Genomic DNA, 22,303 nt, shown 5'->3' on the forward strand with positions numbered 1-22,303 from the left:
GAAAAGAGGACCTTGTGGGTCCTCTTGGCATCAACGCAACGATGAATCGAAAATTTTGGTCGGGGCGAGAGGATTCGAACCTCCGACCCTCTGCTCCCAAAGCAGATGCGCTACCAGACTGCGCTACACCCCGACGAAGCCCGCCATTGTAGGGGGCTTCGCCACACGCACCCGTTCCAACTCATTCCGGCGCTTCGTGCAGCTGGCCATCCGCGCTGATAAAGGCTCCCCGCACGCGCTGGCCGGGCTCCATGGCCCGCAGCGCGCCCAGGTAGCGGCCCATCTGCTCCAGGTACTCGGGAACCTGCAGGGGCGCCGGATGCAGCTTGTAGTCCAGCACCCACCAGCAGGGCTGCCCATCGGGTTCGCGCCGGCACACCAGCCGGTCCAGCCGGATCTCCCGGCCCTCGTCCGGCAGGGCAACTTCATTGCCTGCCCAGAGCAAGCTCTCAGCCGCCAGCCAGGGCGCCAGCGCGGCCGATCCCAACACGCCCTGGACCCATTCGGCCAACGCCTTCTGGCCACGCGCATCCAGGCCGTACATCTGGCTGCTAGAGGCCAGCCACTGGGGCAACTGGCTGCGCGGCGCGCCGGGCTGAGTGGCCCACTCCATGACGCGGTGAAAGGCCTCGCCCAAGCTGGCGGCCCGCGGGTCATCGGCCGCGCCCGGCACCGCCTCGGCGGGCGCTTCGGGGCGTGGTTGCAGCGCGGGCAAGATCGGCAACGCCGGCGCCGCCAAGGGCCGGCTGAGCGGGGGCGCATCGGAGGCCTGCCATGGCAGTGCCAGGCCACTGCCGGTCACCAGCGCCCAGGGGCTGCTGGCAGGGCCGCTGCGGGCAGAGGGCGTCCGGCTCAGGATGAGCTGCCGGCGCGCGCGCGTCAGCGCCACGTAGAGGCCATTGAGCTCCTCACGGCGTCGCTGGGCCAGCTCTTCCTCCATGGCCGCTGCCAGCGCGGGCGGCGGGCGTGATTCGCTGGCCAAGAACGCCACCCGGCTCGGCTGCGGCTGCTCCACCGGCCACTCGATGAGCAGGGTGGTGCTTTGCGCCCGTGCCGGTGCGGCATCGGCGTCCACCAGGATCACCGTGTCCGCTTCCAGCCCCTTGGCACCGTGGATGGTCAGCAGCTGCACGCCCTGCCCGCTGGCGCGCACCGGCACCTTGATGGGACGCTGCCTGAGGGCGCGCACGAAACCGTACAGGCTCCAGTAGCGCCCGCCATCCAGGTTCAGCGCTTGGTCCAGCAGGGCATCAATGCCCGCCCAGCGCGGCGCCAGCAATGCGGCCGGCAGGCGCGCCGCCACGCGGGCCTTGAACTGCCCCTCCGTCAGCACGCGCTGCAGGGCCTCGAAGGCCGGCAGGGCCGGCAACTCGGTGCACCAACGGGCCAGCAGCTCGCGCGCCGGCGTAAGCCCCAGGGCCTCGGCCTGCTCGGGTGGCAGCGCCAAGAGGGTGGGCAGCCAAGCCGCCCCCGCGGCGGCAACCTGCAGGCCCATCAGCGCCGCCTCGTCCACGCCGAACAGCGCACTGCGGAGCACGCGCGCGAGCGCCAGATCATGCTGGGGCGACGCCAGCAGTTCGCACAAGGCCAGCAGGTCCTGCACCTCGGGCTGCTCGGCCAGCACCTGCTCCTCCGGGGTTTCGTGCGCGATGCCCAGCGCGCGCAGGCCTTCGGCCACGGCGGCCAGGGCGTCGCGCCGCCGCGCCAGCACCATCAGCTGCTTCGCTTCATGGCCCTGCTGCAACAGCTGCGCCAGCACGCCCGCCACGCGCCGCCCCTCGGCACTGCGGCGCGCTTCTTCCGCTTCGGTGCGGGCGCGCTCCAGGCTGGGGCGCCAAACGTCCGGCTCTGCGTTCTCCTGGGCCGCGGCTTCGGTGACGGGCGCATCCAGCAACCAGATCGAGCCCTCAGCCGGGCTGTCGCCGCTGTGCGGGCGAAAGCCGGCGTACGCCCCCGCATCCTGAAGGCCGCCGAACACGGCATTCACCAACGCCCGCACGGCGGGGCCGTTGCGACGGGTGTGATCGCAGGCCAGCCGCTGCCCGCCCAAGCCTTGGACGACAAAGCGAGCCGCGGCCTCGAACACGCGCGGCTCGGCGCGGCGGAAGCGGTAAATGCTTTGCTTGGGGTCGCCCACCAGGAAGAGCTGCAGGCTGCGGCCACCGCCGGCACCGGCATAGGCCGAGAGCCAGGCCTGCAGCGCCTGCCACTGCAGCGGGCTGGTGTCCTGGAACTCGTCGATCAGAAGGTGGCGGACCTGCAGATCCAGCTGCTGCTGCAACCAGCCGCTGGCACCGCTGTCGGCCAGCAAGGCCGTGGCGCCGCGCTCCAGATCGCCCATGTCCACGCAGCCACGCTCGCGCTTGAGCGCCGCGAACTCCTCGGCCTGCGCGCGGGCCAGCGCCGCCAGTGCTTCGTGATCGCGGGCGGCATGCCATTGCTGGCGGTCGCGCTGCAGCTGCTCCAGCTGGGCCGTCAGCTCCGCCAGACCCGCCACCTCGCCCAGCTTGCGTGGGCTGCCCGTCTGCGTGAAGAGTGCCTGCCAGGCCCGCGCAAAGCCGGCCTGCGCCTGCGGCTGGGCCAGCGCATCCACCAGGCCCTGGGCCGCTTCCTGCGCCTTGACCTTGCCCTGCCCCAAGACGCGCGCCAGCTCCTGCAGCGCCGGCTGCAGGCGCGGCCAGGCGTGCAAGGGATCGTCGCCCCCACCGCCTGGATAGGGCACGGAGTCACCCAGCACCGGGGTGCCAAGTTCCAACTCGACCCGCTTGTCGAGCGCCGCCTGCAACCATTCCGCCAGGCGCCTCGGGCCATGACGGGCGGCCAGCGCCAGGTAGTGCGCCTGCAGCGCCGGGTCGCGCCGCACGCGAGCGCGCAGGCGCCGGCCGAGCGCCTGGTCGAGTTCGCTGCTGTCCTCGATGAGGCGCAGCTCGGGGGCCAGCCCGAGCGACTGCAACAGCGTCAGCGGGGCGCCGCGCAGCAGCTGCGCAAACCAGGCGTGGAAGGTGTGCACCTCCACCGGCCGGCCCCGTTCGAGCAGACGCGCCTGCAGGCCTTGCAGCGCGGGCTCCAGTGCCTGCGCCTGGGCGTCCTCCAGCCCCCGCTGCTGCAGGGCCCGCAGGCGCTCCTCACGGCTGCAGCGCGCAAACTGATCCAGCCACTCGTCCAGGCGCCCGCGCATCTCGGCCGCAGCTTTGCGCGTGAAGGTGATCGCCACGATCTGCTGCGGCTCGGCGCCTTCCAGCAGGGCGCGCAGCATGCGCGACACCAGCATCCAGGTCTTGCCGGCGCCGGCGCAGGCCTCCACCACCACCGAACCCTGGGGCGAGCAGGCGCGGGCATAGAAGCGCTCGGCGGCCACGGGCGCGCCGTCAATGCGATACCCGGCCGCGTTCATGGCGAACTCCAATCGTCGCGCCGGCACAGACCACGTGCCTCGCAATGGGCACAGGCCGCGCCCTCCCCCAGGGCCACCAGGGGTGCGCCCGCATGCAGGGCCAGCAAGTCATCGGCCAAACCGTCACGCAGCCGGGCCGCGCTGCGCGCCACTTCGGGGTGAGGCAGCAGCGCCATCTCGCCCTGAGCATCCAGGCCGAGATAAGCCGCTTCGTCGAGCGGCTCGCCGAGATCCTGCAGCAGCGCCTGGTAGAACGGCAGCTGCGTGTCTTCCTGCGGCTCGCGCAGGCGCTCCTTGAGCCCGCTGACGGAGCCGGTCTTGTAGTCCAGCAGGCGCCGCTGGGGGCCGCTGTCGATGCGATCGGCCACACCCACCCACTCCACCGCATGGAGCGGAGCCTCGGGCCACGGCCGGCTGCTCAGGGCGCGCTCGCGGTCCTGCACCTGGGCGCCGCGTGCCAGCTCCGCACACCACCAGCGCAGATACGGCTCGCGCCAGCGCTCCAGCAGGGCCAGCAGGCTAAGCGCATCGGCATCCGACAGCCCCAGCTCCTCCAGGCTGCGCGCCACGGCGGCCTGCCAGCGCGCCGGCGCCTGCTCGGGCCCAAAGAGCTCGGCATGCAGCAGCGCCAGCACGCGGTGCAACCAGGCGCCCCAGTCGCGGCCGTCGGGGTCCAGGTCGAGCTCCTCGGCCACCGCCAAACCCAGGCGACGCTGAGCAAAGAAGCGATAGGGGCAGACGCGCAGCGCCTCGGCCGCGGCGGCACTCAGGCGCGTGGGCAGCCAGCCGGGCGTGGCCGCCTGCGCGCGCCCGATGGGCACGGGCGGCAGGCTCAGGCGGGCACGGTCGTCGGCTTCGTCCGGCAACGGGGGCCACAGGGCCAGCAGGCGCTGGATGGCCCAGCCCCACTCCAGTGCCGCCCCTGCTTCCGACGCCGCCCGCAGCAGCAGCACCTGCGGCGCGCGCAGCAGATGGCACACCGATTCCCATTGCTGCTGCTGGGCCGCGGCGCGGTGCGGCAGCCCCAGCTCGGCAGCTACGGCGTCCGGCAGCAGGGCGGGCGCCACCCGGCCCAGCGCCATCGCGTCTTGATCGCAGCCGGCCAGCAGCACCCGGTCGAAGGGCCGCAACAGCGCACGCGCCAGCGGCGTGATGACGAGTTGGGGCCGCTCGCTGCGCTGACCGCTGCCCACGGCATTGCGCAATCGTTCATCCACCCAGGCCAGCCACTCGCCGGCATCAACGCGCAGCTCCAGCAGGGCCTGCTCGGCCGCACTGCCGGGCCAGGGGTTGCGGGTCAGCCACAGGGCCTCACCGAGATCGCTCAGCCCCGGCAGGCTGCCAAGACGTTCGTCCAGCTTGCAGCGTTCGCGCAGCAAGTCGCGCAAGCCCAGCAGCCACAGGCTCAGGCTGCGCGGCGCCCCGTCCAGGCGCGCGAGGCTTTCCCTTGCCAGCTGCCAGGCCACGCGGGCCGGCTCGGGCAGGCGCGCCGGTGCCAGCCCGCGCCACTGGGCACAGCCATTGCGGCGCGCCCAAGCTTCCAGGGCATCCACATCGGCCGCAGTCACAGCCGCAGGGGCCAGTGGGCCCTTCATCCAGGCCAGCAACTCGTCCATGCTGCCCCCATGGGCCGCCCGCAGCAGGTGCATCAGGGCAGCCGCTGGCGCCTGGGCGGACAGGGTGGCGCCGGTTTCATCGGCCATGCGCAGGCCATAAGGCGCCAGCAGGGCCAACACCCGCCGAACCAGCGAGCGGTCCAGCGCGATCAGCGCCGTGCACTGCCCCTGGGCAGCCCCCTCCAGGATCTGCTGCGCACAACGTGACGCCATGTCCTGGGCATCGGGCGCGATGGCCTGCCTCACGCGCGGCTGTGCCGCGTGCAACCACGCCATCGGAGCGCCGTCCGCATTCAGCACCCAGTGGGGCGCGCCGCTGTGGCTCAGCACCGCACGCGCCAGCGGATCGGCTTGGGCGACTTCAAGCAGGATCCAGGCCTTGGCCGGGTAGTGGAACAAGGCGTCGGTGGCCGGCGCGGGAGCCGTCTGGGCCCAGGCCAGGGCCACCTGCGCCAGCAGGCTCTCCCAAGCCGGCGCGCCAGCGGCCTGCAGGGCTTGAAAGCGCTGGCTGGCCAGCCGCCACCAGGCCTCACGGTCCGGCGGCGCCTGCTCCGCTGCGCGGGCCACGAGGGCCTGCGTCAGCTCCACCAGGCGCTCGCACATCAGGCTCAAACCCCGCGGACCGCCGGGCAAATCCTTCACCTGCAGCCCTTGCGCCAGCAGCAGCTGACGGGCCACCAGGGCATCCGTGGCAGCATCGCCACTGGGTTGTCCGGGCGCCGGCAGGGAGCTGGGGCCCAGGGCAGAAGCCAGGCTGCGTGTGGTTTCGATGCGCGGCGCCCAGCCCGCGCCAAAGGCCTTGCGGGCCAGGGGCAGTTGCTGAACAAAGGGCAGCAACAGCACGGCGTCGCGCGGCGCAATCTCCGCTTCCTGCAGACGCCCCCGAACCCATTGCGCCAGCTGGCGCCAAAACGTTTCCACTCCGGCCGGTTCCGGCCAGGCCTGCCAGCCCTGCACCCTCTCTCCTTGCGGGCCGCTCAATGCCCCTGAATCGGCCTGCGGATCCAGTACCTGTAGGCCTTGTGTAAGAATCATTCTGCCCTCGGCCATGGGGCTCGCCCGGCTGCAGTGGCGCGGTGATTTGGCGCGGTCGATGACCGTTTTCAGCCCCTTCCAGACTAGGAACCCCCTACATGAGCAGCGACCTGATCAAACACGTCTCCGACGCTTCGTTCGAAGCCGACGTGCTCAAGTCCGGCACCCCGGTGCTGATCGATTACTGGGCCGAGTGGTGCGGCCCTTGCAAGATGATCGCCCCCATCCTGGACGAGGTCAGCAGCGCCTACGAAGGCAAGCTGCAGGTCGCGAAGATGAATGTGGACGAGAACCGTGAAGTGCCGGCCAAGTACGGCATCCGCGGCATCCCCACGCTGATGCTCTTCAAGGACGGCCAGCTGGCCGCCACCAAGGTCGGCGCGCTGTCCAAGCAGCAGCTGACGAGCTTCCTGGACGCCCACCTATAATTTGCGTCCACGGGCACCGCAGCAACGCGGTGCCCGGCCCCCTGCAGCCCCCCGGCATTCGAGGCGCGGCGCAGGTTTCTCCCCCAAGTTCCCTCCGACCTTCCGTTGTTCCGCCGCAGGCCCCAGGCTTGCCCCGGCTCTGCGTGAGCAAGCCGCCAGGACCGATAGGACCCTATGCATCTCTCCGAACTCAAGGACCTGCACGTCTCCGCCCTCATCAAGATGGGCGAGGCGCTGGAGATCGAAAACGTCACGCGTATGCGCAAGCAGGAGCTGATGTTCGCGATCATGAAGAAGCGCGCCAAGGCGGGCGAGCAGGTCTTCGGCGACGGCGTGCTGGAAGTGCTGCCCGACGGCTTCGGCTTCCTGCGGTCGCTGGACACCAGCTTCATGGCCAGCACGGACGACATCTATCTGTCGCCCAGCCAGATCCGCCGCTTCAACCTGCACACCGGTGACATGGTCGAGGGCGAGGTGCGGGTGCCGAAGGACGGCGAGCGCTACTTCGCGCTGGTCAAGGTGGACCGCATCAACGGCCTGCCGCCCGAGGACAGCAAGAACAAGATCATGTTCGAGAACCTGACGCCACTGTTCCCCAAGGAACAGTTCAGGCTCGAGCGCGAGGGCATCAAAGGCGAGGAAAACGTCGCCAGCCGCATCATTGACTTGGTCGCCCCCATCGGCAAAGGCCAGCGCGCCCTGCTGGTGGCCCAGCCCAAGACCGGCAAAACGATGCTGATGCAGCATCTGGCCCATTCCATCGTGGCCAACCACCCCGAGGTGCACCTGATCGTGCTGCTGGTGGACGAGCGCCCCGAGGAAGTGACCGAGATGGTGCGCACCGTGCGCGGTGAAGTCATCAGCTCGACCTTCGACGAACCGGCCGCCCGCCACGTGCAGGTCGCCGAAATGGTGATCGAACGCGCCAAACGCCTGGTCGAACTGAAGAAGGACGTGGTGATCCTGCTCGACTCGATCACCCGTCTGGCCCGCGCCTACAACAACGTGCTGCCCAGCTCGGGCAAGGTGCTGACCGGTGGCGTGGACGCCAACGCCCTGCAGCGCCCCAAGCGCTTCTTCGGCGCGGCCCGCAATGTCGAGGAAGGTGGCTCGCTCACCATCATCGGCACCGCCCTGATCGACACCGGCTCCAAGATGGACGAGGTGATCTACGAGGAATTCAAGGGCACCGGCAATTGCGAGATCCATCTGGATCGCCGCATGGCCGAGAAGCGCGTCTACCCCTCGATCCTGATCAACCGCAGCGGCACCCGCCGTGAGGAACTGCTGCTCAAGCCTGAGATCCTGCAAAAGACCTGGATCCTGCGAAAGCTCCTCTACCCGATGGACGAGATCGAGGCGATGGAGTTCCTGCTTGAAAAGATGAAGGCGACGAAGAACAACCACGACTTCTTCGACCTGATGCGGCGAGGGGGCTGAGACAGGACCGAGCAAAGCCCTGAGGGCTTTGCGACGCCTGTCGAAGGACACGCCGCGTCTCGCGCGGCGAGTCTGGAGAGCTGCTTGCAGTACGTCTCTCAGACTCCGTCTATAATCGCCGGCTTTTCGCCCCACACCCCGGAAAAGTGCGCCCGCCGTTGAGAGGGGCGTGGCTCTCCACCTACTTCTGAGGTACCCATGAAAGAAGGCATTCACCCCAATTACCGCGACGTCTGCTTCGTGGATCTGTCCAACGGTTTCAAGTTCGTGACCCGCTCGACGGTTACCACGAAGGAAACCATCAAGATGGAAGACGGCCGCGAGCTCCCGCTGATGAAACTGGAAACCACCAGCGAGTCGCACCCCTTCTACACCGGCACCCAGAAGAGCGTGGACAACCTGGGCGGTCGCGTCGAGAAGTTCCGCAACAAGTTCGCTCACCTCAAGAAGTAAGCCAACCCCTGTTGCCCCAAGAAAGCAGCCTGCGGGCTGCTTTTTTGTTTGTGCCGAAACGGCAGCCTGCGGGCCGCCCTTTTGTTGGCATCATCCGCCGCCGTGACCCCCGCATCCCCTGCCCTCGTTGCCCAAGCCGGCGCCCGTCCGCTCTCGCGTTGGGCCCTTCTGCTGATCTGCCTGGCCTATCTGCTTCCCGGTCAGCTGAGCCGTGAGCCATGGCGCCAGGGCGATCTGGCGAGCTTCGGTTTCATGGCGGCGCTGGCGCGTGGCGAATCCTCCTGGTGGACTCCCACCCTGGCCGGCCTGGCCACGCCCGACGGTGCGCTGCTGCCTTACTGGCTGGGTGCAGGCAGCATGCTGGCCCTGCCGATGTTGGATACCGCCCTGGCGGCGCGCCTGCCCTTCATCTTGCTGCTGGCGCTGGTGCTGGCCCTGGTCTGGTACGCCACTTTCCACTTTGCGCGCACCGAGGCCGCGCAACCGGTGGCGTTTGCCTTTGGCGGCGAGGCCAACACGCTGGACTACGCGCGCGCCCTGGCCGATGCCGCCCTGCTGGCCCTGATCGCCTCGCTCGGCCTGCTGCGCATCGGGCATGAGGCCACGTCTGCGCTGCTGCAGCTGGTGGGGGCGGGCCTGTGGCTTTACGCCATGGCGGCCGCTCCCTACCGGGACCGCCGCGCCCAGGGCCTGGTGGCGCTCGGTCTGCTGATTCTTTCCCTCAGCGGCGCGCCCTTCGTGGCCCTGCTGCTGGCCCTGGTGGGTTTGCTGATTTGCCAGTACTCGCGCTTCGAAGGCGCCAGGCGCCTGCGCTGGGGGCTTGCCCTGGGCATGCTGACGGCCGGTGCTGCGGCCTTCATCAGCCATGCCTGGACGTGGCGACTGGACGCCTTGCAGGCCGGCAACCTGCTGCAGCTGCTGCTCTGGTTCCTGTGGCCGAGCGGCGCGCTGACGCTGTGGACGCTGTGGCGCTGGCGTGGCCACCTGGGTTTTCGGCACATCGCCGTCCCCCTGAGCCTGGCCGCGGTGGGGCTGCTGGCCTGCCTGTCGATGGGCGGAAGTGACCGCGCCCTGCTCGTCGCCCTACCCGGCTTGGCCGTGCTGGCCAGCTTTGCATTGCCCACGCTGAAGCGCGGCGCGAGCGCCATGCTGGACTGGTTCTCACTGTTCTTCTTCAGCGCGGCGGCCTTGTTCGTCTGGGCCTACTACCTGGCCCTGCACACCCCCTGGTTTCCGAAGCTGCTGGCCAATGTGCAGCGTCAGTCGCCGGGATTTCAGGCCGAATTTGAAGGGCTGGCCCTGCTGCTGGCAGTGGCGGGCACCTTGGCCTGGTTGACGCTGGTGCGCTGGCGCTCTAGCCGCCAGCGCGCCGCGCTATGGCGCAGCCTGGTGCTGCCGGCCGGTGGCCTCGTGTTGTTGTGGCTGCTCTTCATGACGCTGCTGCGCCCGGCCGCTGACCGTGCGCTGGGTCATCAAAGCCTGCTGTCGCAGTTGCAGCTGGCCATTCCGGCTGAGGCCGACTGTGTGGCCGCACCCGGCCAGTCGCTGGATGTGCTTTCCACCCTGCAGGCGCTGGGGAAGTGGCGTACGGACGGCCGCACCCCGCTCGCCAGCAGCTCCTGCAGCTGGGCGCTGTTGCGCCTGCCGCGCCGCGTCAGCTACCAGCCGCCGGAAGGCTGGGAGGCCGTGCGCCAGATCGAACGTCCGGCGGACCGCGGCACCTGGTACTGGGTGTTGCGGCGCCGCTGACTCAGGCGCTGCGCACGCGATTGGCGGGCCAGCACAGGCTGAATCGGGACCCGCGACCGACCTCGGACTCGATGCGCAGCTGGCCGCCATGGCGCTGGCAGATGTGCTTGACGATCGACAAGCCCAGGCCCGTGCCTCCGGTCGCACGCGAACGCGAACCGTCCACCCGGTAGAAGCGCTCCGTCAGGCGCGGCAGGTGCTCGGCGGCGATGCCCGGACCGTTGTCCTGCACGCTGAGCTGCAGCCCCCCGTCTTCCAGGCGCTCCAGGCTCAGGCTGATGCGCCCCTGCGGCGGCGTGTAGCGCACGGCATTGCTCAAGAGATTGGTCAGCGCGCTGTGCACTTCAGAGTCCACGCCCGCCAGCGCCAAGCCGGTGCGAGCCTGGGGCCAAACGAACTCATGGCGCCCCGCCGACAGCCCCTGCGCTTCGGCCTGCACCAGGTCGAGCAGGTCGTCCAGGCTCCACCAGGCATCCGCCGGCGGCCGCGGGCTGCCTTCCAGCCGGGCGAGTGTCAGCAAGTCATCCACCAGAGACTGCATGCGCTGGGACTGCTGCCGCATCAACTCCAGCACGCGCGCGCGCTCGCCCTCCTGCAGCGGCAGGGTGGCCATGGTCTCGACAAATCCCGTCAGTGCCGCCAGCGGCGTGCGGATCTCATGCGAAACGTTGGCCACAAAGTCGCGGCGCATGGCCTCGGTACGCTCGCGCTCGCTGACATCCTGGCTCAGCAGCAGGCGGGCGCCCTCGCCGTAGTGGCGCAGCGTCAGCGCCAGGCTGCGGCCGTCGTGCAGGGGCACGGTCAGCATCTGCTGGTACTGGTTGGATTGCAGGTAGCGCACGAAGTCCGGGTGCCGCACCAGATTGGTGATGCGCTGCATCAGGTCGCGCTCGGGGTGCAAGCCGAAATGATCCGCAGCCTGGCTGTTCAGCCAGACGATCTGCTCATTGGCGTCGAGCAGCAACACGCCGTTGGGCGAAGCCTCGATGGCCGACAGGAAGTTCTGCAGGCGCAGACGCTCGCGCTCGGAATCACGCCGCGCGCCATCGAGCAGACGTTCGATGCGGTAGATCAGTTCGGCAAACGCCCCGCCCAGCACGGGGGCGGCCCGCTCGCGCGGCTGCCGCAACCAGGCCAGCAGGGCGCGCACCCGCCAAGTACCCAGCAGGCCCCAGCCCAGCGCCGTGATCGCGGCGGCCAGACTGGTGCTCAGCCAGGCGGAGTCCGCCACACCAGGGAGCTGCAGCGGCAGCAACACGGCCAGGGCGAGGATCAGCAGGGCCAGGCCTGCCTGCAGGCCGCGCATGGGCTCAGCGAAGCGTGGCGGCGAGGCGCTCGGCGCATCGCTGGGCCAGCGCGGCGTCAGCGGCTTCCACCATCACCCGCACCAGGGGCTCGGTGCCCGAGGGGCGAATCAGCACGCGACCGCGCTCTCCCAGCTCCGCCGTCACCTCGGCCTGCACCTGAGCGAGCTCCGGATTGGCGCGCCAATCCTGGCCAGGCTGCAACCGCACATTGATGAGAGTCTGCGGGAAGAGCTGCACATCACCGAGCTGCTCGGCCACCGAGCGCCCCGAGCGCACCACGGACTGCAGCACGAGCAGCGCGCTGACGATGCCATCGCCGGTGGTGTGCTTGTCCAGCGCCAGCAAATGCCCGGAGCCTTCACCGCCCAGTTCCCACCCGCGTGCGCTCAGCTCTTCCAGCACATAGCGGTCACCCACCTTGGCGCGCACGAAGTCGACCCCCGAGCGCCGCAGGGCCACTTCAACCGCCATATTGGTCATCAGGGTGCCGACGGCACCGGGCACCCGGAGGCCTTGCTGCAGGCGATCCCGCACCATCAGATACAGCAGCTCATCACCATTGAACAGCCGGCCGCTGGCATCGATCAATTGCAGGCGATCGGCATCTCCATCCAGGGCCACGCCGTAGTGCGCACCGTGCTGGTGCACGGCCTGCTGCAAGGCTTGCGGCGCGGTGGCGCCAAACCCGGCGTTGATGTTGTAGCCATCCGGACTGCAGCCGATCGCGATGACTTCGGCTCCGAGCTCATGCAGCACATCGGGCGCAACGTGGTAGGCCGCGCCGTGGGCGGCATCGATGACGATCTTGAGCCCGCGCAGCGAAAGATCTGCCCCGAAGCAGGACTTGCAGAACTCCACATAGCGGCCTCGAGCATCGGCGAGCTTGCGCGCCTTGCCCAGGTGCCGGCTGTCGACGTAGGCCGGCGGTTCCGTCAACGCTGCCTCGACCTCCAGCTCCCAGGCATCCGGCAACTTCTCGCCTTTGGCAGAGAAAAACTTGATGCCGTTGTCCTCGAAAGGGTTGTGTGACGCGCTGATCACCACGCCCAGATCCTGGCGCAGGGCGCGCGTCAGGTAGGCCACGCCTGGCGTGGGCAGCGGGCCGGTCAACAGCACGTCCACCCCCACCGACACCAAGCCTGCTTCCAACGCGGACTCGAGCATGTAGCCGGAGATGCGCGTGTCCTTGCCGATGAGCACGGCCGGCCGCGCCTGGCTGCGCTTGAGCACCTGACCGACGGCCTGGCCCAGGCGCAGGGCGAAGTCAGCGGTGATGGGGGCCACGCCCACGGTGCCGCGAATGCCATCCGTGCCGAAATACTGACGACTCATTGTGTGGATCCTGTGTTGGATTTCATGGGATTGATTGTCCGTGCAGGGGCTGCAAGGCCTGCCAGGTGCGCAGGGCGTCGACTGTCGCGGCAACGTCGTGCACACGCACGATGCGGGCCCCTTGGCTCACCGCGGCCAGCAGTGCAGCCAGGCTGGCCGGCAGACGCTGCTCCACGCTGCGGCCCGTCAGCCAGCCGAGCGTCGATTTCCTGGACCAGCCCACCAGCAAAGGAGCTCCCAGCCCATGCAACTCGACCAAACGGCGGCCCAGCTCCAGATTCTGTTCTGGCGTCTTCGCAAAGCCGAAGCCCGGATCGAGCGCAATTTGCGCGGGCTGCAGGCCATGCGCCCGCAGCACACGCATGCGCTCACCCAGGAACTCTCGCACCTCCGTCACCACGTCGGCATAGGAGGTGAGCGCCTGCATGGTGCGGGGCTCCCCGCGCATGTGCATCAGGCAGACCCCGGCGGCCGGGTAGCGCGCGAGCACTTCGACGGCGCCTTCTTGCTGCAGCGCCTGGATGTCATTGATGACATCGACCCCCGCGTCCAGCGCCCGCTGCATCACCTCGGGCTTGCAGGTATCGACCGACAGCGGCATCCCCCAGCGCGCCAGCTCCATCAGGACCGGCTGCAGTCGCCCCCACTCCTGTTCGGCCGGCACCGGTTGGGCTCCCGGGCGACTGGACTCCGCCCCCAGGTCCAGCAGATCGGCTCCTTCCCGCAGCAGTTGCTCGGCATGACGCAGCGCCGCACGGCTGTCCAGCCACTGGCCGCCGTCCGAGAACGAATCTGCCGTCAGGTTGACGATGCCCATCACCCGGGCTTGCGTCAGGTCGATGTTGAAACGGGTGGTTTGCCAGTTCATGGAATCCAGGGGCAAGGGCATGGCGCAAAACAAAGGGCCCCGCAGGGCCCTTGCTCATGCACGGAGCGGTCAGACCGTCGCCGTGGCACTGCCCGTGACCGGCGGTGCGGCACCATCACCACCCGCGGTCCCGCCGGTGCCACCGGAGGACTCCTTCGGCGGACGCGGCGGACGGCCCTGCATGATGTCCTCGACCTGCTCACCATCGATGGTTTCCCACTCGAGCAGCGCCTTGGCCATCGTGTGCATCTTGTCCGAATGCTCTTCGATCAACTGACGGGCACGGCTGTACTGCTCGTCGATGATCTTGCGCACCTCGGTGTCCACCTTGCGCATGGTCTCTTCGGAGATGTTCTTGGTCTGCGTCACCGAGCGACCCAGGAACACTTCCCCTTCGTTCTCGGCGTAGACCATCGGACCCAGGCTGTCAGTCATGCCATAGCGCATCACCATGTCGCGGGCGATGGAGGTGGCCCGCTCGAAGTCGTTGCTGGCGCCGGTGGTCATCTGGTTCATGAAGACCTCTTCGGCGATACGACCGCCGAACAGCATCGCAATCGTTGAGAGCATGCGGATCTTGTCGGTGCTGTAGCGGTCCTTTTCAGGCAGTGACACCGTCACACCCAGCGCACGACCGCGCGGGATGATGGTGACCTTGTGCACCGGATCAAGCTTGGGCAGCAGCTTGCCGATCAGCGCATGGCCCGCCTCGTGATAGGCGGTGTTCCTGCGCTCCTCCTCGTCCATCACCATGGACTTGCGCTCGGCGCCCATCAGGATCTTGTCCTTGGCGCGCTCGAAATCGATCATTTCCACAATGCGGGCATTGCGACGCGCGGCAAACAGCGCCGCCTCATTGACCAAGTTGGCCAAGTCCGCACCAGAGAAGCCAGGGGTGCCGCGCGCAATGATTTCGGCCTTCACGTCGCCACCCAGCGGCACCTTGCGCATGTGGACGTTCAGGATCTGCTCGCGACCGCGAATGTCCGGCAGCGTCACGTAGACCTGGCGGTCGAAGCGCCCCGGACGCAGCAGGGCCGGATCCAGGATGTCGGGACGGTTGGTGGCAGCCATGACGATGACGCCGAGATTGGTCTCGAAACCATCCATCTCGACCAGCATCTGGTTCAGGGTCTGCTCGCGCTCGTCATTGCCGCCGCCCAGGCCGGCACCACGATGGCGACCGACGGCGTCGATTTCATCGATGAAGATGATGCACGGTGCGTTCTTCTTGGCTTGCTCGAACATGTCGCGCACGCGCGCCGCGCCCACACCAACGAACATCTCGACGAAGTCGGAGCCCGAGATTGTGAAGAATGGCACCTTGGCTTCGCCCGCGATGGCCTTGGCCAGCAGGGTCTTGCCCGTGCCCGGAGGGCCGACCAGCAGCACGCCGCGCGGAATGCGTCCACCCAGCTTCTGGAACTTCTGCGGGTCCTTGAGGAAGTCGACCAGTTCCTTGACCTCCTCCTTGGCTTCGTCGCAGCCCGCCACATCAGCGAAGGTGGTCGAGTTGTTGTTCTCGTCCAGCATGCGCGCCTTGCTCTTGCCGAAGCTAAAGGCACCGCCCTTGCCGCCGCCCTGCATCTGGCGCATGAAGTAGATCCACACACCGATCAGCAGCAGCATCGGCCCCCAACTCAGCAGCAGGGTCATCAGCAGGCCCTGCTCCTCGCGCTTTTCAAAGCTGAACTTGACGTTGTTGCGGATCAGGTCGCCGGTCAGGCCACGGTCGGAAAAGCCGCCCTGGACCCGGATGTCGCGCCCGTCATTGGTCTTGGCGATGATCTCGACACCACCCGGGCCTTCGATCAACTTGGCCGCACCGATGCGGCCCGCATTGACCTCGACCAGGAATTCCGAGTACTGCATCTGCTCGCCGCGGGCATTGGCGCGATCGAACTGCTTGAAGACGGTGAAGAGCACCAGCAGGATCACTGCCCAGACGGCGATCTTCGAAAACCAGGGGTTGTTCACTTCAATCCTTCCAAGCGCCGGGTTTGCCCCGATGCGGAGCGTGGCACCTGCGCGCAAGTGGGGGCCATTCTAGGGAGTTCAAGTCCTCAGCGCGCCGCCCGCTTGAGGCGCATGCCCACCAAAAAGGTTTCTGCCGACCGATCGCGGCTGGCCTTGGGCTTGATCGGCTTGACGACCTGAAAGTTCTGCCGGAACAGCTCGACCAGTTGGCTGTAGCCACTGCCATGGAAGACCTTGGCCACCAAGGCCCCCTCGGTCTTGAGGTGCTGCTTGCAGAAGTCGAGAGCCAGCTCGATCAGGTGCTCGATGCGCGCCGCATCGACGTTCTCCACGCCCGAGAGGTTGGGCGCCATGTCGGACACCACCAGGTCCACCGCGGCACCGCCCAGGGCCTGCGCCAGTTGGTTCGCCACGGCCTCCTCACGGAAGTCTCCCTGGATGAACTGAACGCCCTCGACCGGCTCGAAGTCGAGCAGGTCCAGCGCCACGATGCGGCCGTTCAGCTCCCCCACTGCGGCCCCGCCCTGCCCGGCCACCTTGGGAGCGAAACGCCGGCGCAGGTACTGGCTCCAGGCGCCCGGTGCGGCGCCCAGATCCACCACCAACTGGCCGGGTTTGATCAGCCCCAGCTGCTCGTCGATCTCCTTCAGCTTGTAGGCCGCGCGCGAGCGGTAGCCTTCTTTCTGCGCCAGGCGCACATAGGGATCGGTGACATGGTCATTGAGCCAGGCCTTGTTGACTTTCTTGCTTTTGGTCTGAACTTTCATCGCACCACGATAATCCGCGAATGACTGCTTTGATACTCAATAGCGCCCAGCGCCGCGAATTGCGCGCCCAGGCCCATCATCTGGAACCGGTGGTGATGATCGGGGCCGACGGCCTCACTCCTGCGGTCACCAAGGAAGCCGACGCCGCGCTCAACGCCCATGGCTTGATCAAGGTGCGCGCCATGATGGATGACCGCGCAGCCCGTGAGGGCGCCTTCGTGACGCTGTGCGAGACCCTCGATGCCGCGCCGGTCCAGCACATCGGCAAGCTGTTCGTTATCTGGCGCCCCATCCCTGAGAGAGTCAAGGCGCCGGACGACAAGGCCAAGGCTGCGCCGCGGATCGTCAAGGTGGTCAAGGCCTCGAAGGGCAAGTTCCAACGGCCCCAGGTCAAGAGCCTGCGCGTGATGGGCAACGAACGCGTCACGGCCGGCGGCATCGTCAAGCGTGCCAAGCCGCGCATGCAGAGCAAGAAGGGCGGCTGAGCCTCAGGCTCAACGCGTCTTCCAGGCCAGGACCAGCACGGTTGCACCCTTGGCCGCAAAGGCGGCCATGCTGACGCCGTGCAGCCAGACGAAGCTGCCCTGGCCTTCTGCCTTGGCCTGCTGCATCAAGGGCTGCAGCACGTCGAAACCCACTACGGTCAGAAAGACCGCCAGTAAGGGCAGCAGCAGCGCCGCATTGAAGCGCAGGCGCTCATGGTGCGCCTGGCGCTGCAAGCGCTGCTCGATCAGCAGCAGCAGCACGCCTAGGACCAGGCTGATGCGCGCATCGAGTAGGAACAGCCTCGCCACATAGGCGCCGGCCTCGGGCCGCGCCAACGTGGCAAAGGCGTTTGGAGCTGCAAGCAGCCCCACCGTCAGCAGCTGGCCAGCCCAAAGGGCTGCCAACAGCGAGCGCGCCCGCAACGCCTTAGACGTAGCGCACCTCGACGATCTCGTAGCTGCGCTCGCCGCCCGGCGCCTGATAGCTGGCCACATCACCGGCTTCCTTGCCGATCAAGGCCCGCGCGATGGGCGAGCTGATGGAGATGCGTCCGGTCTTCAGATCGGCCTCGTCGTCACCCACGATCTGGTAGGTCACCTCGTTGCCGCTGCTCTCGTCCGACAGCAGCACGGTGGCGCCGAACACCACCTTGCCGCCGGCATCAAGCTCCGCCGGGTCAATGACTTTGGCGGCCGCAAGCTTGCCTTCGAGCTCCTGGATGCGGCCCTCGATGAAGCCTTGCTTGTCCTTAGCCGCGTCGTATTCGGCGTTCTCGCTCAGATCACCCTGGGCGCGCGCCTCGGCGATGGCCTGAATCACGGCGTGGCGTTCCACGGTCTTGAGGCGGTGCAACTCTTCGCGAAGCAGCTCGGCGCCGCGCTTGGTCAGGGGAATGGTGGCCATGGTTGTTCTCGGGTCAAAAGCAAGCCGCCGCACCCGGCAAGCCAGGAGCGGCGGCGATGGACAGGCTCAAATTTTAGGCGAGCTCGGCGTGCAGCTCCTGCAGGGAACGCACCAACAAGCCTTCCTGATGCTTCATGCCTTCAACTGCCGCCTCGCAGCCTGCCATGGTGGTGTAGTAGGTCACGCGGTTGGCCAGCGCGGCCTGGCGGATGTAGCGGCTGTCGGCAATCGCGGTGCGGGTCTCGTCCACGGTGGTGAAGACCAGCTGGATGTCCCCGCCCTTGATCGCGTCGGCGATGTTGGGGCGGCCCTCCTTGATCTTGTTCATCATGCGCACGGGCACGCCGATGGCTTCGATGGCCGCCGCGGTGCCGCGGGTCGCGATGACGCCGAACCCCAGCTCGTGCAGATCCTTGGCCAGGGCCACGGCGCGCGCCTTGTCGCTGTTCTTCACCGTGATAAGAACATTGCCCGAGCGTGGCAGGCGCGAGCCAGCACCGATCTGGCTCTTCAGCATCGCCTCGCCAAAGGTCTTGGCCGCGCCCATCACTTCGCCGGTCGAGCGCATCTCGGGGCTCAGGATGGGGTCCACGCCGGGGAACTTGTTGAAGGGGAAGACCGCTTCCTTGACGCTGTAGTAAGGCGGCGTGATCTCGCGCGGCGCGGTGCCGCCCAAGCCCTTCTGGTCCTTCAGCTTGACGCCGGCCATGCAGCGCGCGGCGATCTTGGCCAGCTGCTGGCCGGTTGCCTTGGACACGAAAGGCACAGTGCGCGAGGCACGCGGGTTCACTTCCAACACATAGACGGTGCAGGCGGACAGGCCGCGCGCCACGTCGCCCTGGATGGCGAACTGCACATTCATCAGGCCGACGACCTTGAGCGCCTTGGCCATCGCCGCGGTCTGCCGGCGCAGCTCGTCTTTAACATCCTCCGCCAGCGTGTAAGGCGGCAGCGAGCAGGCGGAGTCACCACTGTGGATGCCGGCGGCCTCGATGTGCTCCATGATGCCGCCAATCAGCACGTCCTCACCGTCGCTGATGCAGTCGACATCGACCTCGACCGCATCCTCCAGGAAGCGGTCCAGCAGTACCGGTGACTTGTCGGAAACACGGACCGCCTCGCGCATGTAGCGCTCCAGATCCTTGTCGCCGTGCACGATCTCCATCGCACGGCCGCCCAGCACATAGCTCGGGCGCACCACCAGCGGATAGCCGATCTCGTTGGCCAGCGCGATCGCAGCCTCTTCGGTGCGTGCAGTGCGGTTAGGCGGCTGCTTGAGGTCCAGTTCATGCAGCAGCTTCTGGAAGCGCTCGCGGTCCTCGGCGACATCGATCGAATCCGGCGTGGTGCCGATGATGGGCACGCCCGCACGCTCCAGGTCCAGTGCCAGCTTCAGCGGGGTTTGACCGCCGTACTGCACGATCACGCCCACCGGCTTTTCCTTCGCGACGATCTCCAGCACGTCTTCGAGCGTCACCGGCTCGAAGTAGAGGCGGTCGCTGGTGTCGTAGTCGGTCGAGACGGTCTCGGGATTGCAATTGACCATGATGGTTTCATAGCCATCCTCGCGCATCGCCATCGCCGCGTGCACGCAGCAGTAGTCGAATTCGATGCCCTGGCCGATGCGGTTCGGGCCACCGCCCAGCACCATGATCTTCTTCTTGTCGGTCGGCTCGGCTTCGCACTCCTCGTCGTAGGTCGAGTACAGGTAAGCCGTCTGGGTGGCGAACTCGGCCGCACAGGTGTCCACGCGCTTGTAGACCGGTCGGATGCCCAGCTCATGGCGACGCGCGCGCAGCTCGTGCTGGTTCGTGCCCAGCAGCGTCGCCAGGCGGCGGTCCGAGAACCCCATCTGCTTGTAGGCGCGCAGCGTGGCGGCATCCAGCGATGCCAGGTTGCGGCCACTCAGCGCCTGCTCGGCACGCACGATCTCCTCGATCTCCCGCAGGAACCAGGGATCGATCGAGGTCTCGCGCTGGATTTCATCGAACGGCATGCCCACGCGGAAGGCATCCGCCAGGTAAAGGATGCGATCCGGCTTGGCCTCGCCGATCTGCTCGGTGATCTCCTCGCGATCGGTGCTGCGCGGAGTCAGGCCGTCGATGCCCGTCTCCAGGCCGCGCAAAGCCTTTTGGAAGCTTTCCTGGAAGCTGCGGCCCATCGCCATCACCTCGCCGACCGACTTCATCTGCGTGGTCAGGCGCTGGTCGGCCATCGGGAACTTCTCGAAAGCGAAGCGCGGAATCTTGGTGACGACGTAGTCGATCGAGGGCTCGAACGAGGCGGGCGTGGCGCCGCCCGTGATGTCGTTCTTCAGCTCGTCCAGCGTGTAGCCGACGGAAAGCTTGGCGGCGATCTTGGCGATCGGGAAGCCCGTGGCCTTGGACGCCAGCGCCGAGCTGCGCGAGACGCGTGGGTTCATCTCGATGACGATCATGCGGCCATTGGCCGGGTTGATCGAGAACTGCACATTCGAGCCACCGGTGTCCACGCCGATCTCGCGCAGGATGGCGATCGATGCGTTGCGCAGCATCTGGTACTCGCGGTCGCTCAGGGTCTGCGCCGGAGCAACGGTGATCGAGTCGCCGGTGTGGATGCCCATCGGATCGAGGTTCTCGATCGAGCAGACGATGATGCAGTTGTCGGCGCGATCGCGCACGACCTCCATCTCGTACTCCTTCCAGCCGAGAAGGCTCTCCTCGATCAGCAATTCCTTGGTCGGCGACAGGTCCAGACCGCGCTTGCAGATCTCCTCGAACTCCTCGGGGTTGTAGGCAATGCCACCGCCACTGCCGCCCAGCGTGAAGCTGGGGCGGATGACCATCGGGAAGCCGGAACCGCCGATCTCGTGCTGGATGCGGCGCTGCACGGCCCAGGCCTCTTCCATCGAGTGGGCGATGCCAGACTTAGCCGAGCCAAGGCCGATCTTGGTCATCGCATCCTTGAACTTCTGGCGGTCCTCGGCCTTTTCGATCGCGTGTTCGTTGGCACCGATCATCTCGACGCCGTACTTCGCCAGCACGCCATGGTGGTGCAGGTCGAGCGCGCAATTCAGCGCCGTCTGCCCCCCCATGGTGGGCAGCACGGCGTCAGGCCGCTCCTTGGCGATGATCTTCTCGACCACTTGCCAGGTGATGGGCTCAATGTAGGTCGCATCGGCCATCTCCGGGTCGGTCATGATGGTCGCCGGATTGCTGTTGACCAGGATGACGCGGTAGCCCTCTTCGCGCAAAGCCTTGCAGGCCTGGGCGCCGGAGTAATCGAATTCGCAAGCCTGACCGATGACGATGGGGCCGGCGCCGATGATGAGGATGCTCTTGAGGTCGGTACGCTTGGGCATTCTTCTTATTCCTTGGCCATCAGGGAGACAAAGCGGTCGAACAGGGTGCCGATGTCATGCGGCCCTGGACTGGCTTCGGGGTGCCCCTGGAAACTGAAGGCGGGCTTGTCGGTGCGGGCGATGCCTTGCAGGCTGCCGTCGAACAGGCTGATGTGGGTGGCGCGCAGATTCGGCGGCAGGGTCTGTGCGTCGACCGCGAAGCCGTGGTTCTGGCTGGTGATGGAAACGCGGCCGGTGTCCAGGTCCTTGACCGGATGGTTGGCGCCATGGTGGCCGAACTTCATCTTGAAGGTCTTGGCGCCGCTGGCCAGCGCCAGGATCTGGTGGCCAAGGCAGATGCCGAAGGTCGGCAGCCCGGTCTCCACCAGCGTGCGCGTGGCCTCGATTGCGTAGTCGCAGGGCTCGGGGTCGCCAGGGCCGTTGGAGAGGAACACGCCGTCCGGTTCGAGATCGAACACGCGGCTGGCGGGGGTCTGCGCGGGCACCACCGTCACGCGACAGCCGCGCGAGGCCAGCATGCGCAGGATGTTGCGCTTGACGCCGAAGTCGTACGCCACGACGTGGAAGCGCGAACGGGCCGGTTTTTCAAAGCCACCCTCCAGGCTCCATTCGCCCTCAGTCCAGACTTCCTCTGCGCTGCGGCTCACGACCTTGGCCAGATCCTGCCCAGCCATGCTTACGGCTCCGCGCGCGCGCCCCAAGGCCTGCTCCCAATGCGCTTCCGTGACCGCTTCACCCGGCGCCAGGGCCCAGAGACAGCCGTTCTGGGCGCCCGTCGAGCGCAGGATGCGCGTCAGCCTGCGGGTGTCGATGCCGGCAATACCGACGCAGCCATTGGCGCTGAGGTAGTCCTGCAGCCTTTGCTGGCTGCGGAAGTTGGACGCTGCGGCGGGCACCTGTCGCACCACCAAGCCGGCAGCGTGCACCCGGTCACTTTCCCCATCGGCCTCGTTCACCCCATAGTTGCCGATGTGCGGGTAGGTCAGCGTGACGATCTGGCGGCAGTAGCTGGGATCGGTCAGGATTTCCTGGTACCCAGTCAGCGCGGTGTTGAAGACCAACTCGCCCACCGATGAGCCCTGGGCTCCGATCGAGTGGCCGAGAAAACGCGAACCGTCGGCAAGGACCAGCAGACAGCTGGCGGCGGGAGGGGTGGTCGGCGAAAGCAAAAGCGCAGCTCCTTCTTTGAGCGCGCCCCGCCTGCCCTG

16 protein-coding genes and 1 tRNA gene are annotated in these 22,303 nt (G+C 67.5%); 5 read left to right on the plus strand and 12 right to left on the minus strand.

Features of this window, described 5'->3' with window-relative positions; translation table 11 throughout:
• Nucleotides 1-56: 56 nt before the first annotated feature.
• From I7X39_RS05320 to I7X39_RS23635, 3 genes are all read right to left on the minus strand, one after another.
• Nucleotides 57-133, minus strand: a tRNA-Pro gene (locus I7X39_RS05320).
• 48 nt (nt 134-181) lie between these two features.
• Nucleotides 182-3,394, minus strand: a complete 3,213-nt coding sequence (locus I7X39_RS05325) for a UvrD-helicase domain-containing protein (protein ID WP_198109948.1) — start codon at nt 3,392-3,394, stop codon at nt 182-184.
• Nucleotides 3,391-5,931 carry a PD-(D/E)XK nuclease family protein gene (locus I7X39_RS23635; protein ID WP_198109949.1) on the minus strand — a complete coding sequence of 847 codons (2,541 nt, stop codon included), beginning with the start codon at nt 5,929-5,931 and terminating at the stop codon, nt 3,391-3,393. The genes I7X39_RS05325 and I7X39_RS23635 overlap by 4 nt, the downstream gene beginning before the upstream one ends.
• Nucleotides 5,932-6,143: 212 nt before the next feature.
• Between I7X39_RS23635 and trxA the strand changes: the two genes are divergently transcribed.
• The 4 genes from trxA to I7X39_RS05350 all read left to right on the plus strand — a co-directional run bounded on the left by trxA (nt 6,144) and on the right by I7X39_RS05350 (nt 10,115).
• Nucleotides 6,144-6,473: a thioredoxin TrxA gene (gene trxA / locus I7X39_RS05335; protein ID WP_198109950.1), complete on the plus strand. Its 330-nt coding sequence runs from the start codon at nt 6,144-6,146 to the stop codon at nt 6,471-6,473.
• Nucleotides 6,474-6,647: 174 nt separating this feature from the next.
• A complete protein-coding gene (rho, locus tag I7X39_RS05340; RefSeq protein ID WP_198109951.1) occupies nt 6,648-7,913 on the plus strand; it encodes a transcription termination factor Rho in 1,266 nt (421 codons plus the stop codon).
• Between the two features lie 198 nt (nt 7,914-8,111).
• Nucleotides 8,112-8,366: a type B 50S ribosomal protein L31 gene (locus tag I7X39_RS05345; RefSeq protein ID WP_198109952.1), complete on the plus strand. Its 255-nt coding sequence runs from the start codon at nt 8,112-8,114 to the stop codon at nt 8,364-8,366.
• Between the two features lie 102 nt (nt 8,367-8,468).
• Nucleotides 8,469-10,115, plus strand: coding sequence for a hypothetical protein (locus I7X39_RS05350; RefSeq protein ID WP_198109953.1), 1,647 nt, complete (start codon nt 8,469-8,471; stop codon nt 10,113-10,115).
• Nucleotide 10,116: 1 nt separating this feature from the next.
• Here the strand turns inward: I7X39_RS05350 and phoR are convergent, their stop codons facing one another.
• From phoR to I7X39_RS05375, 5 genes are all read right to left on the minus strand, one after another.
• Nucleotides 10,117-11,421: a phosphate regulon sensor histidine kinase PhoR gene (phoR, locus tag I7X39_RS05355; RefSeq protein ID WP_198109954.1), complete on the minus strand. Its 1,305-nt coding sequence runs from the start codon at nt 11,419-11,421 to the stop codon at nt 10,117-10,119.
• Nucleotides 11,422-11,425: 4 nt separating this feature from the next.
• Complete coding sequence (glmM, locus tag I7X39_RS05360) at nt 11,426-12,754, minus strand: phosphoglucosamine mutase (protein WP_198109955.1); 1,329 nt, start codon at nt 12,752-12,754, stop codon at nt 11,426-11,428.
• A gap of 22 nt (nt 12,755-12,776) precedes the next feature.
• Nucleotides 12,777-13,622: a dihydropteroate synthase gene (folP, locus tag I7X39_RS05365; protein WP_198109956.1), complete on the minus strand. Its 846-nt coding sequence runs from the start codon at nt 13,620-13,622 to the stop codon at nt 12,777-12,779.
• Nucleotides 13,623-13,691: 69 nt separating this feature from the next.
• Nucleotides 13,692-15,599 carry an ATP-dependent zinc metalloprotease FtsH gene (gene ftsH, locus I7X39_RS05370; protein WP_198109957.1) on the minus strand — a complete coding sequence of 636 codons (1,908 nt, stop codon included), beginning with the start codon at nt 15,597-15,599 and terminating at the stop codon, nt 13,692-13,694.
• Nucleotides 15,600-15,685: 86 nt separating this feature from the next.
• Entirely contained in the window at nt 15,686-16,366 is a 681-nt protein-coding gene (locus tag I7X39_RS05375; RefSeq protein WP_198109958.1) for an RlmE family RNA methyltransferase, read from the minus strand.
• A 20-nt stretch (nt 16,367-16,386) separates the two neighbouring features.
• On the opposite strand from I7X39_RS05375, the gene I7X39_RS05380 reads away from it, so the two are divergent.
• Nucleotides 16,387-16,851 carry a YhbY family RNA-binding protein gene (locus I7X39_RS05380; protein WP_198109959.1) on the plus strand — a complete coding sequence of 155 codons (465 nt, stop codon included), beginning with the start codon at nt 16,387-16,389 and terminating at the stop codon, nt 16,849-16,851.
• A gap of 9 nt (nt 16,852-16,860) precedes the next feature.
• Here the strand turns inward: I7X39_RS05380 and I7X39_RS05385 are convergent, their stop codons facing one another.
• The 4 genes from I7X39_RS05385 to carA all read right to left on the minus strand — a co-directional run bounded on the left by I7X39_RS05385 (nt 16,861) and on the right by carA (nt 22,264).
• Complete coding sequence (locus tag I7X39_RS05385) at nt 16,861-17,256, minus strand: DUF4149 domain-containing protein (protein WP_198109960.1); 396 nt, start codon at nt 17,254-17,256, stop codon at nt 16,861-16,863.
• A 22-nt stretch (nt 17,257-17,278) separates the two neighbouring features.
• Nucleotides 17,279-17,755 carry a transcription elongation factor GreA gene (gene greA / locus I7X39_RS05390; protein WP_198109961.1) on the minus strand — a complete coding sequence of 159 codons (477 nt, stop codon included), beginning with the start codon at nt 17,753-17,755 and terminating at the stop codon, nt 17,279-17,281.
• A 73-nt stretch (nt 17,756-17,828) separates the two neighbouring features.
• Nucleotides 17,829-21,095 (minus strand): carbamoyl-phosphate synthase large subunit, encoded by a 3,267-nt coding sequence (gene carB, locus I7X39_RS05395; RefSeq protein ID WP_198109962.1) that lies wholly within the window; start codon nt 21,093-21,095, stop codon nt 17,829-17,831.
• Between the two features lie 5 nt (nt 21,096-21,100).
• A complete protein-coding gene (gene carA / locus I7X39_RS05400) occupies nt 21,101-22,264 on the minus strand; it encodes a glutamine-hydrolyzing carbamoyl-phosphate synthase small subunit (protein WP_198109963.1) in 1,164 nt (387 codons plus the stop codon).
• Between the last annotated feature and the right edge of the window lie 39 nt (nt 22,265-22,303).

The organism is Inhella proteolytica (genome assembly GCF_016093275.1).
GTDB classification, from domain to species: Bacteria; Pseudomonadota; Gammaproteobacteria; order Burkholderiales; family Burkholderiaceae_C; genus Inhella; species Inhella proteolytica.

Coding starts and splice junctions, on each gene's coding strand:
- I7X39_RS05380 (WP_198109959.1), top strand. CDS start 16,387: ATGACTGCTTTGATACTCAATAGCGCCCAGCGCCGCGAATTGCGCGCC.
- I7X39_RS05375 (WP_198109958.1), bottom strand. CDS start 16,366: ATGAAAGTTCAGACCAAAAGCAAGAAAGTCAACAAGGCCTGGCTCAAT.
- I7X39_RS05345 (WP_198109952.1), top strand. CDS start 8,112: ATGAAAGAAGGCATTCACCCCAATTACCGCGACGTCTGCTTCGTGGAT.
- trxA (WP_198109950.1), top strand. CDS start 6,144: ATGAGCAGCGACCTGATCAAACACGTCTCCGACGCTTCGTTCGAAGCC.
- glmM (WP_198109955.1), bottom strand. CDS start 12,754: ATGAGTCGTCAGTATTTCGGCACGGATGGCATTCGCGGCACCGTGGGC.
- carB (WP_198109962.1), bottom strand. CDS start 21,095: ATGCCCAAGCGTACCGACCTCAAGAGCATCCTCATCATCGGCGCCGGC.
- phoR (WP_198109954.1), bottom strand. CDS start 11,421: ATGCGCGGCCTGCAGGCAGGCCTGGCCCTGCTGATCCTCGCCCTGGCC.
- greA (WP_198109961.1), bottom strand. CDS start 17,755: ATGGCCACCATTCCCCTGACCAAGCGCGGCGCCGAGCTGCTTCGCGAA.
- folP (WP_198109956.1), bottom strand. CDS start 13,622: ATGAACTGGCAAACCACCCGTTTCAACATCGACCTGACGCAAGCCCGG.
- I7X39_RS05325 (WP_198109948.1), bottom strand. CDS start 3,394: ATGAACGCGGCCGGGTATCGCATTGACGGCGCGCCCGTGGCCGCCGAG.
- rho (WP_198109951.1), top strand. CDS start 6,648: ATGCATCTCTCCGAACTCAAGGACCTGCACGTCTCCGCCCTCATCAAG.